The 13846-nt window shown below is 73.4% G+C and carries 13 protein-coding genes; 12 read left to right on the top strand and 1 reads right to left on the bottom strand.

The features are described from left to right. Positions 1–94 precede the first annotated feature (94 nt). The 5 genes from ACFVFQ_RS26380 to ACFVFQ_RS26400 all read left to right on the top strand — a co-directional run bounded on the left by ACFVFQ_RS26380 (position 95) and on the right by ACFVFQ_RS26400 (position 5451). On the top strand, positions 95–1363 hold the full coding sequence (locus ACFVFQ_RS26380; protein WP_383420333.1) for a sugar kinase: 1269 nt from the start codon (positions 95–97) through the stop codon (positions 1361–1363). Between the two features lie 91 nt (positions 1364–1454). Beyond that, positions 1455–2222, top strand: coding sequence for an IclR family transcriptional regulator (locus ACFVFQ_RS26385; RefSeq protein ID WP_383420335.1), 768 nt, complete (start codon positions 1455–1457; stop codon positions 2220–2222). A 20-nt stretch (positions 2223–2242) separates the two neighbouring features. Next, complete coding sequence (locus ACFVFQ_RS26390) at positions 2243–2653, top strand: RidA family protein (RefSeq protein ID WP_274913613.1); 411 nt, start codon at positions 2243–2245, stop codon at positions 2651–2653. 139 nt (positions 2654–2792) lie between these two features. Continuing rightward, positions 2793–4307: a GntP family permease gene (locus ACFVFQ_RS26395; RefSeq protein WP_383420337.1), complete on the top strand. Its 1515-nt coding sequence runs from the start codon at positions 2793–2795 to the stop codon at positions 4305–4307. Positions 4308–4572: 265 nt separating this feature from the next. Then, on the top strand, positions 4573–5451 hold the full coding sequence (locus ACFVFQ_RS26400; RefSeq protein WP_383420339.1) for a serine protease: 879 nt from the start codon (positions 4573–4575) through the stop codon (positions 5449–5451). A 153-nt stretch (positions 5452–5604) separates the two neighbouring features. On the opposite strand, the gene ACFVFQ_RS26405 is transcribed toward ACFVFQ_RS26400, so the two are convergent. After that, complete coding sequence (locus tag ACFVFQ_RS26405; protein WP_383420341.1) at positions 5605–6636, bottom strand: chitinase; 1032 nt, start codon at positions 6634–6636, stop codon at positions 5605–5607. A 315-nt stretch (positions 6637–6951) separates the two neighbouring features. Between ACFVFQ_RS26405 and ACFVFQ_RS26410 the strand changes: the two genes are divergently transcribed. From ACFVFQ_RS26410 to ACFVFQ_RS26440, 7 genes are all read left to right on the top strand, one after another. Continuing rightward, positions 6952–8295 (top strand): hypothetical protein, encoded by a 1344-nt coding sequence (locus ACFVFQ_RS26410; protein ID WP_383420343.1) that lies wholly within the window; start codon positions 6952–6954, stop codon positions 8293–8295. Positions 8296–8417: 122 nt separating this feature from the next. Further along, positions 8418–9137 carry a Flp pilus assembly protein CpaB gene (cpaB, locus tag ACFVFQ_RS26415; RefSeq protein ID WP_383420345.1) on the top strand — a complete coding sequence of 240 codons (720 nt, stop codon included), beginning with the start codon at positions 8418–8420 and terminating at the stop codon, positions 9135–9137. A 13-nt stretch (positions 9138–9150) separates the two neighbouring features. Next, entirely contained in the window at positions 9151–10593 is a 1443-nt protein-coding gene (locus ACFVFQ_RS26420) for a CpaE family protein (protein WP_383420347.1), read from the top strand. Between the two features lie 3 nt (positions 10594–10596). Continuing rightward, a complete protein-coding gene (locus ACFVFQ_RS26425) occupies positions 10597–11031 on the top strand; it encodes a TadE family protein (protein WP_383420349.1) in 435 nt (144 codons plus the stop codon). Then, the gene (locus ACFVFQ_RS26430) at positions 11028–11519 is read left to right on the top strand and encodes a TadE family protein (RefSeq protein WP_383420352.1); all 492 of its coding nucleotides are present in this window, start codon (positions 11028–11030) and stop codon (positions 11517–11519) included. The genes ACFVFQ_RS26425 and ACFVFQ_RS26430 overlap by 4 nt, the downstream gene beginning before the upstream one ends. After that, positions 11516–12856 carry a CpaF family protein gene (locus ACFVFQ_RS26435; protein ID WP_383420354.1) on the top strand — a complete coding sequence of 447 codons (1341 nt, stop codon included), beginning with the start codon at positions 11516–11518 and terminating at the stop codon, positions 12854–12856. Before ACFVFQ_RS26430 ends, ACFVFQ_RS26435 begins: the two co-directional genes overlap by 4 nt. Further along, the gene (locus ACFVFQ_RS26440; protein ID WP_383420356.1) at positions 12853–13800 is read left to right on the top strand and encodes a type II secretion system F family protein; all 948 of its coding nucleotides are present in this window, start codon (positions 12853–12855) and stop codon (positions 13798–13800) included. The genes ACFVFQ_RS26435 and ACFVFQ_RS26440 overlap by 4 nt, the downstream gene beginning before the upstream one ends. Positions 13801–13846: the final 46 nt, after the last annotated feature.

Here is a 13846-nt window from a genome sequence, read left to right on the forward strand (position 1 = left end):
CCGGCGAATCCGGCGGCGCGACGGGCGGGGACCGCCCGTCGCGCGGTACGACGGCCCGCCTCCCGGCGGCAGCAGCGAAGGAGCGCAAGCGATCGTGACCACGCCCTGGAACGTCAGCGACACCCCCGTCCCGGCGGCCGACGCCGCCCCGGACGTCGATGTCGTCTGCCTCGGCGAGTCCATGGTCACCTTCCTACCCACCGCTCCCGGCCGGCTTGCCGACGTCCCCGCCTTCCAACGGGCCATCGGCGGCGCCGAGTCCAACGTCGCCTGCGCCCTGGCCCGCGCCGGCCACCGCACCCGCTGGGTCTCCCGGGTCGGCGCCGACGGCTTCGGCGACCACCTCGTCCGGGAGATCGCCGGGCACGGCGTCGACACCCGCGCCGTCCGGCGCGACCCTGACCGCCCCACCGGCATCTACTTCCGCACCGCCGGCGACCGCGCCACCGACGCCCACGAAGTCGCCTACTACCGCGCCGGTTCGGCCGCCTCCGCGATGGCCGCGACCACCATGGACCTGGCCGCGATCCGCGCCGGCCGGGTGCTCCATCTCTCCGGGATCACCGCCGCGCTCTCCGCGGACTGCCTCGGCCTGCTGCGCGCCCTCATGGCCCACCCGTCACCCGACCCCCACCCCTCATCGCCGGCGCTGCGCGCCGACCGCGACTATCCGTCACCCGGCCCCCACCCCTCATCGCCGGCGCCCCGCGCCAAGGGCCACCGGCCGTCTTCCGACCTCCGCCGGTCATCCGACCCTCGCCCGGCGTCCGACCGCGTTGCCGGGGCCGGTCCCGGGCGGCCGTTGCTCTCCTTCGACGTCAACTACCGTCCCCACCTGTGGTCCGGCGCCCAAGGGCCGCGGGTCCTGCTCGATCTGGCGCGCGCCGCCGACGTGGTGTTCGTCGGCGCCGACGAGGCCCAGGCCGCCTGGGGGCTGCCCGATCCGAGGGCGGTCCGCGCCGCGCTGCCCGAGCCGGAGACCCTGGTCGTCAAGCTGGGCGCGGCCGGCGCGCTGGTCTTCCGGCACGCCCCCGACACCCCGGGCGCGGACGAGGAGCCCGCCGGCACCCTCGTCCCCGCCCCCATCGTCGACGTGGTCGCCGCGGTCGGCGCCGGCGACGCCTTCGCCGCCGGCTTCCTCTCCGCCGCGCTCCGCGGACTGCCGCTGCGCACCCGGGTCCGGCACGGCCATCTCTGGGCCGCCGCCGCCCTCACCGTCCCGGGCGACCTCGCCGCACCCCCGGCCCGCCCGCTGGCCGACCGCCTTGCCGCGCTCGACGACGCCTCCTGGGGGACACTGCACCTCGGCCCCGGCTGGACGCAGCCCACGGAGGCCGCGGACCAGGAGGTATCCACGTCATGAACGAGATCCCTGTCATGAACGAGCGCAGCCGGAGCACCCCCGACGGGCGCGTCCCCGGCGGAGGCCGGGCCGAGCCGGAGGGAGCGCGGGCATGAGCCAGACCGTCGACCGCGCGCTGAGCATCCTGCCGCTGCTCGCCGAGGGCCCCGCCGACCTCGGCCAGGTCGCCGACCGGCTTGGCGTGCACAAGTCCACCGCCCTCCGGCTGCTGCGCACCCTCCACGAGCACGGCCTCGTCTACCGCCAGCCCGACCAGCGCTACCGCCTCGGCGCCCGCCTGTTCGCCCTCGCCCAGGAGGCCGCGGAGCACCTCGACGTCCGCGGCATCGCCCACCCCCACCTCGTCGCCCTCAACGAGAGTTGCGGCCACACCGTCCACCTCGCCGTCTACGAGGAGAACGAGGTCCTCTACATCGACAAGGTCGAGAGCCGCTACCCGGTCCGGATGTACTCCCGGATTGGCAAGCCGGTGGCGCTCACCGTCGCCGCCGTCGCCAAGCTGCTCCTCGCCGACCTCCCCGAGCCCGAGCGCCGCGCCCTCGCGGCCCGGCTCGACTACCCCCGCTACACGTCCCGTTCGACACCCGACGCCGCGGCCTTCCTGGCCGAGTTGGCCAAGGTGCGCGAACAGGGCTGGGCCACCGACCTCGGTGGCCACGAGGAGTCCATCAACTGCATCGGCGCCCCGATCCGCGGCGCGGACGGGCGGGTCGCGGCCGCGATGTCGGTCTCCGCCCCGAGCGTCGTGGTCAGTGCCGAGGAACTCCTCACCCTGCTCCCGCTGGTGCGCCGCACCGCCGACGCCATCAGCCGGGAGTTCTCCGGCACCACCAGCCCCGGCCACGAGCCGGCCCCGTGAAGCACGTCTGAAGGACACCCATGAGCGAGAAGACCGCCCTCACCCCGGCCACCCACACCACCCCGCCCGCGAAGTTCTCGCACGGCGTCAAGAAGGGCAACATCCTCCAGGTCGCCGGCCAGGTCGGCTTCCTGCCCGCCGTCGAGGGCCAGGCCCCGACGCCGGCCGGCCCGACGCTGCGCGAGCAGACCCTCCAGACCTTCGCCAACGTCAAGGCCATCCTCGAAGAGGGCGGCGCCAGTTGGGACGACGTGATGATGATGCGCGTCTACCTCACCGACGTCGACCACTTCGCCGAGATGAACGAGATCTACAACGCCTACTTCGAGGAGCAGGGCCTCACCCAGCCGCCGGCCGCCCGCACCACCGTCTACGTCGGCCTGCCCAAGGGCCTGCTCATCGAGATCGACGCGCTCGCCGTCCTGAGCTAGAGGCTCAACCCCCCTTGCCGCTCCCGCCGTTAGCGCACCGCCGCGCTTCCCGCCCGCCGCACGGCACGGCGCCCCGTAAGACCGGGGCGCCGTGCCGCGGTCCCCCCTTGCCTGGACACCCCTGACAACGGAGTCACCCATGGTCCTCGCTGCAACGCCCTCCGCCCCACCGGCGCCACCCCACACCGGCGGGCTCCTGGCCCTGATACCGGGCACGCCGGGCCTGTTGACCGTCGCCGCCCTCGGCATCGCCCTGTTGCTCGTCCTGATCATGAAGGTCAGGCTCCAACCCTTCGTGGCCCTGCTCGGGGTCTCCATCGCGGTCGGCCTGGCCGCCGGCCTCTCCGTCACCGAACTCTTCGGCACGGTCCAGAAGTCCGACGCGGTCTCGATCATCGAGAGCGGCATGGGCGGCATCCTCGGCCACGTCGCCATCATCATCGGACTGGGCACCATGCTCGGCGCGATCCTCGAAGTATCCGGCGGCGCCGAGGTGTTGAGCTCCCGACTGCTCGCCCTCTTCGGCGAGCGGCGCGCCCCGCTGGCGATGGGCCTGACCGGCCTGATCTTCGGCATCCCGATCTTCTTCGACGTCGGCATCTTCGTGCTGGCGCCGATCGTCTACGCCGCCGCCAAGAAGAGCGGCAAGTCGATCGTGCTCTACGCCATGCCGCTGCTGGCCGGCCTGTCCATGACGCACGCGTTCCTGCCGCCGCACCCCGGACCGGTCGCCGCGGCCGGCCTGTTCAAGGTCGATCTGGGCTGGACCATCGTGATGGGCGTGCTGTGCGGGGTGCCCGCGGTGCTGGTGGCCTGGGGGTACGCCGCCTGGATCGGCAAGCGCCTCTTCGTGCCCGTCCCGCACGACATGGTCGAGGCCGCCGAGGAGGCCCGGGCCGCGGTCGCCGCCGAGCGGGCCGAGGGGGGTACCCCCTGCTCGGAGCTTGCCGGAGAGCTTGGGGAAGGGACCGCACCCCCGGAGAAGCCGGTCCCGCTGGGCACCGTCCTCGCCATCATCGGCACCCCGCTGCTGCTGATCCTGCTGGCGACCTTCTCCTCCATCGTGCTGGCGCCCTCCACGGGCCGCTCGGTCGTCGAGTTCTTCGGCCACCCCTTCGTCGCCCTGACCCTCGCGCTGCTGCTGGCGTACTACCTGTTGGGCGTCCGCCGCGGCTGGACCCGCGCGTCCCTGGAACGGGTCTCCACCGCCTCCCTCAAGCCGGTCGGCAACATCCTGCTGGTCGTCGGCGCCGGCGGGATCTTCGGCGCGGTCCTCAAGGGCAGCGGGGTGGCCGACGCGCTGTCGGACACCTTCCACCACGTCGGCCTGCCGGTGATCGTGCTGGCCTATCTGCTCTCGCTGGTGCTGCGGGTGGCGCAGGGCTCGGCGACGGTGGCGATCGTGACCACCGCCGGCATCGTGCTGCCGCTGGTCCAGTCCCAGGGGCTCTCCCAACCCGCCCTGGCCCTGGTCATCATGGCGATCTCGGCCGGCTCGATCTTCGCCTCGCACGTCAACGACGGCGGCTTCTGGATGGTCAGCAAGTACTTCGGGATCTCCGAGCGGGACACCCTGAAGTCCTGGACGGTGCTGGAATCGGTGCTGTCAGTCGCCGGCTTCGCGGTGGCGGCGCTGGCCAGCCTGGTCGTCTAGGGCCCGTCCGATGCGTCAGGCCCTGGGAGCGGGCGCGGGCCGCCCGTTGGGGAGGGGGGATCTCTCGTCAGCGGGTGGCCGGTGGCCCGTGCCGGGGTAGGCATCCACGACGCCGTTCCCGCGTTCCGAGGGCAACTTCCCCTCGATTCACGGAAATTCATTGCCGCGCGGCCGGCGTCGGCGAACAATGCGCGTGACAAAACCGGATCGGCGGACGGGAACCGTCGCCGTGGAACTCCGGACACACAGCTGAGAGGACCCCCACATGTCTCGACCTCTCGTCGGCACCCTGGCCACCGCCGTGTTGGGCGCGGCCGCCCTGGTGACCGCCACCCCGGCGGGCGCTGCCCCGGCCGGCGCCGCCGCGCACCTCAGGCCCGCGCCCCCGCACACCAAGGCCGTCGACTTCGCCGGCACGGTGGCGCTGGACGACTGCTCCGGCTCGATCGTCAAGATGCCCACCTCGCAGCCGAACGACCCGGCGCTGGTGATGACCAACGGCCACTGTCTGGAGAGCGGAATGCCCTCCCCGGGCAAGGTCATCGTCGACCAGCCCTCCAGCCGTGACTTCACCGTCCTGGACAAGTCGGCCGGCGAACTCGGCTCGTTGCAGGCGACCAAGGTCGTCTACGCGACGATGACCGACACCGACGTGACGCTGTATCAAACGGGCTCGACCTACGCGGAGATCGAGCAGAAGTACGGCATCAAGCCGCTGGAGCTGTCCACCGAGCATCCCGCCAAGGGCGCCGGGATAACGGTCGTCTCCGGGTACTGGAAGAAGACCTACACCTGCAGCATCGACGGCTTCGTCCCCACCCTGAAGGAGGGCGGCTGGAGCTGGAAGGACTCGGTCCGCTACACCCCCGAGTGCCATACGGTCGGCGGCACTTCGGGCTCCCCGGTGGTCGACAACCAGACCGGCAAGGTCACCGCCATCAACAACACCGGCAACGAGAACGGTGAGCGCTGCACGGAGAACAACCCGTGCGAGGTGGACGCGAACGGCAACGTCACCGTCCACAAGGGCACCAACTACGCCGAGGAGACCTACTTCATCCCCAAGTGCTTCGGCGCCGGCAACAAGTTGGATCTGAACGGCGCGGGCTGCACCCTGCCCAAGCCGTCGGGCGCCCGCCACTGACGACGCCGACCGGCGGTCGGTGAGCGTTGGCCGCCGCTCGGCACGCGGCCAGGTCCCGCGCACCGCGTGCACGGGACCTGGCCCTGGGGGGTGGCGTCTTGGGGGAGTGCCCTACGGGGCGCCCATTACGGAGTGCCGCCTACGGGCCGCCGGTTACGACATCCCGTGCACGTGCCCGCCGACCTGGCTGGCGAACGCCCCGCCGCCGGCCGCGTCCCAGTTCGTCGACCAGGCCATCGCGCCCCGCAGTCCCGGATAGGTCTTGGACGGCTTGAACGAGCCGCAGTTCTTGCCCGACGTCAGGCAGTCCAGCGCCGCGTTGACCACCGACGGGGCGACGTACCCGCTGCCCGCCGCGCTGGGCGAGGCCGGCACGCCCAGACCCACCTGCGACGGGTCGAGGCCGCCCTGCAACTGGGTGCAGGCGAGCGCGGTGAGGAAGTCCACCGACCCCTGGGAGTAGACCTTGCCGTCGCAGCCGTTCATCGAACCGCTGTTGTAGAACTGCGTGTTGACGACGGTCAGGAAGTCCTTGATGGCCAGCGCCGTCTTGAAGTACTCGTTCTGCGGCGACAGCATGTCGACGGTCTGCGGGGCCATGGTCACCACGACGTCCGGATGCTTGGCGTGCACCGCCTTCAACGCCTGCGTCATATAGGTGGAGTTGAGGCCGTTCTCCAGGTCGATGTCGACGCCGTTGAAACCGTACTCGTCCATCAGGCCGTTGATCGAGTCGGCGAAGTTCTGCGCGGAGGCGCTGTCGCTGACCGATACCGCGCCCTTCTCGCCGCCGACGGATATCACCACCGACTTGCCGGCCGCCTGCTTGGCCTTGATGTCGGCCTTGAAGTCCTTGTCCGAGGAGTAGCCGACGGCCGGGTCGAGGTGGAAGGTGACCGCGCCCGGCTTGTCGGCGGTGTCGGCGAAGGCCACCGCGATGATGTCGTAGGCGTCGTCGACGTCCTTCAACTTCTGCACCGTGGCGCCGTTGTTGAAGTTCTGCCAGTAACCGGTGACGGCGTGCTTGGGGACGGCCGCGGCGTGGGCCGCCGGGCCGCTCGCCGCGGCGGGGTCCGCGGGGCCGGCGGCGACCAGGCCGGCCGAGGCCAGCACGGCGGCGGCCAGCCCCGCCAGCAGGCGGCGGTGACCCGTCTTCGTCCCTCTTGTGATGCGTGCGCGAACCACTACTGCCTCCGTGTGGGGGGTCGTTGGGGGAGTGGTGCCGGTGCGCGCTCAGGGGCCCCTGGGCATGCCGTACAAGGTGGTCCAGACCAATAAACGGTGTCAAGGGCCGTGTCGGAAGCGGGTGTTCCGATGTTTGCCGCTTGAGGGGTATGCGGGGTTTCGCTGTGGACCAACGGGCAAGACGAGTAGCCCAGAACGTGTTCTCCGGGACGTATCTCTGTGGATAAAGTGCAGAGCGTATGGCGCCGATGGCGCAGAGCTGTGCCGATCCGCGGTCCCGGGAACGCCGGAGGCCGGAAGGAGTGGGGGAGCGACGTGCCGACCGCGATTGCAGTCACCAGCCCGGATCTCGCGCTGCCCTCGACCGACCGGCACACCCCCGCCGCGGTCGTCCTGCGCTCCCCGCAACTCCAGCCGCTGGACGAGGCCCTGACGGAGGCCAGCGCGGTCCTGGAACGCCACGGCCACCTCGTCGTCCTGTACTCCCACGCCTGCCCGCCGGAGCACGTCCGCCGGCTGCACACCCTGCGTGCCGTCCTGGAGAGCGACCGGATCGCGATCCTGCCCAGCGCCCTGCCGCCGCTCGGCGTCGCGGTACTCGCCCGCCAGCTGCGCCAGTTGTCGGTCTGCGACTTCAGTCCCGGCGTACTGGCCTGCGCCGCCCGGCTGCTGGCGCACTACGTGCACGCCGGCGCCCTGCTCGGCAGCGTCGCGGGGTTGGACCGGGTCGAGGTGGACCTGCGCTCGCACATGAAGTCCTGGCTGCCCGGCACCCACTTCGCGGTGCTGGCCACCCCGCAGCCGCAGTTACTCCACCTCGACCGGCACAGCACCCGCGCCGGGCTCCGCCCGCCCGGCTTCACCACCCAACTCGCCGTCGCCCGCGGTCAACTCGCCGCCGACTGGGTCACCTCCGCGCTCGCCCCCGCCTGGCAGGTGCAGGGCGTCTACGAGGCGCACCTGCCGACCGAGTCCGCCCGGTGGTGGGGCACCCAGAAGCTGATCGAGTTCGCCGCCGCCATCCCCGATCCCGCGCTGCTGTGCCGCCTGGTGGCGTCCGTGCGGCGGGCGGAGTGCACGTGGTGTGGGCAGGAAGTCATCGGCGAGCACTGCGCGTTCTGCGCGGCGCCGCTGGCCCGGGAGCGGTCCGGGGGCTCCTCCGGGCGGGAACCGGCGGCCATAGCCGGGGCGCCGCCGGCGCCCGCCCCCGCCGCGAGCGCGCCCAACGGCGGTGCGCCCGCCGCCCGTCCGGCCCCCGCGCCCGACCCGTCCGGCTCGCCGCTGCGGCAGCGCGGGCTGTCGCCGGTCGCGCCCGCCGGCGTCCCCGGGGTCGTCGGCATCACCGGCGTCCCGGAGCGCGCCGACGCCCCGCGCGGCACCGGTGCACCGCCCATCACCGGAGCGCCGCACGCCCCTGGTGCCCCCGGTGTCACCGGTGCCCCAGGACTTACCGGCTTCCGCGGCGGCGCCCCCGCCGGCCGTGCCGGAACCGGCCAACTCGATGTCCGCGGCCCCGCGTTCACGCCCGGCGGCGTCCCGCGCCCGGCCGGCCCCCCGCCGGCCGGCCTGCGCGGCCTGCCCGGCCACCCGGACGTGCCCGGCCACCCCGACCTGCGCCCCCGGCCCGGCGGCGCGCGGACGGCGGCCCCCGTGCGCTGACCCCGTCGACGCCCAAGCCCCCCTCGTCGCCCCGGAGCGGGCGGGCCCCGTAGCCCCGCCCGCTCCCGTTCCGCACCCCACCCCGACCGCCCCGCCCCCGTCCCGATCGAGGTCCCCCACCCATGAACTCACGCCAGCGCCGCGGAGTGATCCTGCTGCTCCTGTCCGTCCTCTGTGCGGTCGGCGCCTTCATCGGCGTGCTGTCGGTGATCAGGAACGTCGAGTCCAAGGTCGGGGCGGAGAAGACCGCCTACCGGCTCAAAACGGATGTGGCGGCCTATAAAACGCTGGATCCGGGGCAGTTCGAAGAGGTGAGGATCCCGCAGCGGTGGCTGCCGCCCACCGCCGTGACCCACCTCGACGCGGTCAGCGGCAAGATCGCGGTCACCCCCTTGAAGAAGGGGTCGCTGCTCCAGGACGACATGATCGTCGACCGGCCGGCGCTCCAGCCCGGCCAGCAGGAGATCGCCATCATGATCGACGCCGCCACCGGCGTGGCCGGCAAGATCAACCCCGGCTCCCGGGTGAACATCTACGCCACCTTCGACGGCCGCCGCCCCGAGGACAAGCCGGTCTCCAAGGTCATCGTGGCCGGCGCCCAGGTCATCGACGTCGGCAAGCTGACGCCCCTGGAGGCCAAGGACCCGGGCAGCACCTCCGCCACCAGCCGCCAGCCCGGCCAGGCCGTCCCGATCACCTTCGCGCTGGACACCCAGGACGCCCAACGGGTCGCCTACGCGGAGTCGTTCGCCTCCCACGTGCGGCTCGCCCTGCTGGCCCCCGGCACCCAGGCCGCCATCCCGCCCGGCGAGCGCACCTACACCCTCGACGGCGACAAGTGACCCGGAGGCCCAGGTGACCATCCGCATCCTCCCGGCAGTCGGCGACCCGGACGCCGCCCGGGCCCTGTCCGCCCTCCTTGGCCAACTCCCCGACGCCGAACCGGCGCCGGCCGTCGCCGACTCCACCACCCTGTTGAGCACCCTCGCCGGCGCCACCACACCGGGCGCCGCCCCGCCGCCGGCCGCCAACGGGCCCGCGCCCGCGCCCGCCGGGCCGGCCGCCGCCGTCCAGGCGCTCCCCGAAGTCGTCCTGGTCCACGAGCGGATCGGCCCGCTGCCCGCCCTGGAGCTGATCCGCGAGGTGGCGCTCCGCTTCCCCGCCGTCGGCGTCGTCCTGATCACCGCCGACGCCGGCCCCGCCCTGTTCTCCGCCGCGATGGACGCCGGCGCCCGCGGCATCGTCGGACTGCCGCTGAGCCAGGAGGAGTTGGCCGCCCGGGTGCAGGCCGCCGCCCAATGGGCCACCGGCGTGCGCGTCCACCTAGGGGGAAACCCGGACGCGCTGCCCGCGCCCACCGGCACGCTCGTCACCGTCACCGGCGCCAAGGGCGGCGTCGGCACCACCGTCACCGCCGTCCAACTGGCCCTCGCCGCCCGGGCCGCCGGCCGCCGGGTCGCCCTGGTCGACCTCGACCTCCAATCCGGCGACATCGGCTCCTACCTGGACGTCCAGTTCCGCCGCTCCGTCGTCGACCTCGCCGGCATCCAGGACCTCTCCGCCCGGGTCCTCAACGACGCGGTGCACGCCCACCACACCGGCCTGGGGCTGCTGTTGGCGCCCGAGGAGGGCGAGCGCGGCGAGGAGGTCGACGACCGGGCCGCCCGCCAGATCCTGACCGCGCTGCGCTCCCGCTACGACGTGGTGATCGCCGACTGCGGCTCCCAGATGCAGTCCGCCAACGCCGCCGCCGTCGAACTCGCCGACGCGGCCCTGCTGGTGGCCACCCCCGACGTGGTCTGCGTCCGGGCCGCCAAACGGCAGGTCCGGCTCTGGGACCGGCTGCGCATCCGCAAGGCCGAGGACACCACCACCGTCGTCAACCGCCTCACCCGCCACACCGAGATCCAGCCGTCGCTGGTCGCCAAGGCCACCGGCACCCGCATCGCCCGCACCCCCATCCCCGCCGCCTTCAAGGAGCTCCAACCCTGCGTCGACGCCGGCCGGATGCAGGATCTCGACGCCCGCTCCACCGTCAAGGCCGCCCTGTGGGCGCTCGCCGGCGAACTGGGCCTGGCCGGCGCACCGGCCGAACCCCCGCCCCGCGGCGGCCACCGCGCCCGCCCCATGCTCACCGGGCGCAAGCGCAAGGCCCTCACCACCGGGGCGGCTCCCGGACCCGGGACGGTTCAGGGGCCGACCCCACCCCCGGGCCCCGGCGCCCCCGCCACCGGCCGGTTCGGCGCCCCCGCCGCCCCCGGCCCGTACGACCCGGCCGCCCCCTACGAGGAGGGCTGAGCGATGCGGCGTCCCGCACGGCCCGGCCGGACGCCGGGCGCCCCCGGCCGCGACCGCGACCGCGACCGCGCCCGCGACCGCGGCCAAGTCACCGTCGAGTTCCTCGGGTTGCTCCCGCTGATCCTCGTCGCCCTGGTCCTGCTCTGGCAGTGCGCCCTGGTCGGCTACACCTACGTGCTGGCCGCGCACGCCGCCGACCGGGGTGCCCGGGCCGCCACCGCCACCGAGGCCGGCGGCCCCGGCGCCTGCACCACCGCCGTCACCCGCCAACTCCCGCGCGCCTGGCACGACGGCGCCAACACCGCCTGCACCGCCGAGGCGGGCCTGTGGAAGGCCACCGTGCACCTCAAGGTCCCGGTGCTCTTCCCCGGCGCCGGCACCTTCCCGTGGACGGTCACCGGCACCGCCGGAGCCGCCGAGGAGGCACCCGCCCCATGACCCGCCGACCCTCCCCCCGCCCTCGGGCGCGCGATCGCGGCTCCGCCTCCCTGGAGTTCCTCGGCGTCCTCCCGATCCTCCTGCTCGTCGCCCTCGCCGCCGTCCAACTGGGCCTGGCCGCCTACGCCGTCCAACAGGCCGGCACCGCCGCCCGGGCCGCCGCCCGCACCGCCGCCATGGACCCCGTCGACCAGCGGACCGACCCGACGTCCGCGGGCCGGGCCGCGATCAGCAGGTGGGTCGCCGACCGCGCCGCCATCACCGTCGGCGGCTCCGGCGACACCGTCAGCGCCACCGCCACCGTCCACATCCCCTCGATCCTCCCCGGCGCGGACTTCGGCTCCGCGAGCCGCAGCGCCACCATGCCCCGCCCCGCAACCGCACCAGCAGCCTTCGGAGCGCCGGCGCCACCATCCCGCACCGCACCAGGAGCGCCCGGAGCGCCGGTGCAACCATCCCGCACCGCACCAGGAGCGCCTCCGCGATGAGCCTCAAAGCCCGCATCGTCGCACCCGAACCGGCCGGCGAGGACCGTCAGGACGGCCACCTCGTCGCCGTCTACCGCGCCAAGCTGCTGGAGGAGATCGACCTCGCGGAGATGTCCGCGCTGACCGCCGCCGAGCGCCGCTCCCGGCTGGAACGCGTCCTGGGCCACCTCATCAGCCGCGAGGGCCCGGTGCTGTCCACCGCCGAGCGCGCCCAGCTCATCCGCCGGGTGGTCGACGAGGCCCTCGGCCTCGGTGTCCTCGAACCGCTCCTGGAGGACGCCTCGGTCACCGAGATCATGGTCAACGGCCCCGACCGGGTCTACGTCGAACGGCACGGCCGGGTCGAGGCGGTCCCCGTCCGCTTCGCCTCCCACGAGCAGCTGATGCAGACCATCGAGCGGATCGTCTCCACCGTCAACCGCCGCGTGGACGAGTCCCATCCGATGGTCGATGCCCGCCTCCCCACCGGCGAGCGCGTCAACGTCATCATCCCGCCGCTGGCCCTCGACGGCGCCACCCTCACCATCCGCCGCTTCCCCCGCGCCTACACCCTCGCCGAACTCATCGGCATCGGCACCCTCGACGAGCAGTTGCTGATGCTGCTGGCGGGGCTGGTGCGGGCGAGGTTCAACGTGGTGGTCTCCGGTGCCACCGGCGCCGGCAAGACCACCCTCCTCAACGCCCTCTCCGGGCTCATCCCCGACGGCGAACGCATCATCACCGTCGAGGACGCCGCCGAACTCCAGCTCCAGCAGAGCCACGTCATCCGCCTGGAATCCCGCCCGCCCAACGTCGAGGGCAAGGGCCGGATCACCATCCGCGACCTGGTCCGCAACTCCCTGCGGATGCGCCCCGACCGGATCATCGTCGGCGAGGTCCGCGGCGGCGAGACCCTCGACATGCTCCAGGCGATGTCCACCGGACACGACGGCTCGCTGGCCACCGTCCACGCCAACAGCGCCGAGGACGCCCTGATGCGCCTGCAGACCCTGGCCTCCATGTCGGACGTCGCCATCCCCTTCGAGGCGCTCCGCGACCAGATCAACAGCGCCGTCGACTGCCTGGTCCAACTCACCCGGCACGCCGACGGCACCCGCCGGGTCAGCGAGGTCGCCCTGCTGGACTCCCGCGGTCACCAGGACTACCGCCTGGTCACCGTCGGCCGCTTCGAGGCCGAACCGATGGGCGCCGACCGCGTCGTGCACGGCGCCTTCCGCTACTTCCCGCTGCCCCGCCGGGTCGCCGAACGCCTCTTCATGGCCGGCGAACCGGTCCCGCCCGCCTACGGCGTGGCCACCACCGACGACCAACTCGCCACCCGGAAGGCCACGTCATGACCGGCGGGAACCTCCTCGCCCTGCTCGCCCTCGTCGCCACCGCGCTGTGCGGCGCGCTCGCCGTCGCCGGCGTCCGTGCCTACGCCTCCGGACGCGCCCAACGCCAGGCCATCGTCGACCGGCTCGACGACACCGGCGCGCCCCCCGCCCCCGGCCGGCGCCGCCGCTTCCCCTCCGTCGACCGCACCCTGCGCACCACCCGCTTCGGCCGCCGCCTGGAACTCCGGCTGACCGCCACCGGATTGGACGTCACCCCCGGCGAGTTCTTCGTCGCCATGGTCGCCACGGTGATCGGCCTGTGGGTGGCCGCCCAGGCCGTCCTCGCCCCCTTCTTCGGGCCGATCGCCGCCGTCATCGCCGTCTGGGCCGCGTTCGCCTTCCTCAACTGGCAGCGGCAGAAGCGGATCGAGAAGTTCATCAACCAACTTCCCGAACTCTCCCGCATCCTCGCCAACGCCACCCAGGCCGGTCTCGCCCTGCGCACCGCCCTGGCCATGGCCGCCGAGGAGCTGGAGGCCCCGGCCGGCGAGGAACTGGCCAAGGTCGCCGGCAAACTGGCCGTCGGCCACTCCGTCGACGACGCCCTCGGCGAGCTCGCCGAACGCCTCCCCTCCCGCGAACTGGTCGTCCTGGTCACCACGTTGGTCCTCGCCAACCGCGCCGGCGGCACCGTCGTCGGCTCGCTGCGCAACCTCACCAAGACCCTGGAGGAGCGCAAGGAGACCCGTCGCGAGGTCCGCACCCAGCTCTCCCAGGTGCAGGTCACCGCCTACGTCGTTCCGCTGCTCGGCATCGGCACCCTGCTGCTGATGAACCGCATCGCCCCCGGCGCCATCGACCGGATGACCTCTTCCTTCCTCGGCCAACTCGCCGTCGTGGCGGCCTTCGTCCTCTACGGGCTCGGCTTCTTCCTCATCCGCCGGCTCTCCAAGATCGACGTCTAGGGCCCCGCAGTCCGCCGGAGACCGCCCCCGACGTCCAGGTACAGGT

It is taken from the genome of Streptomyces sp. NPDC057743 (assembly GCF_042798755.1).
Classification (GTDB): Bacteria; Actinomycetota; Actinomycetes; order Streptomycetales; family Streptomycetaceae; genus Streptomyces.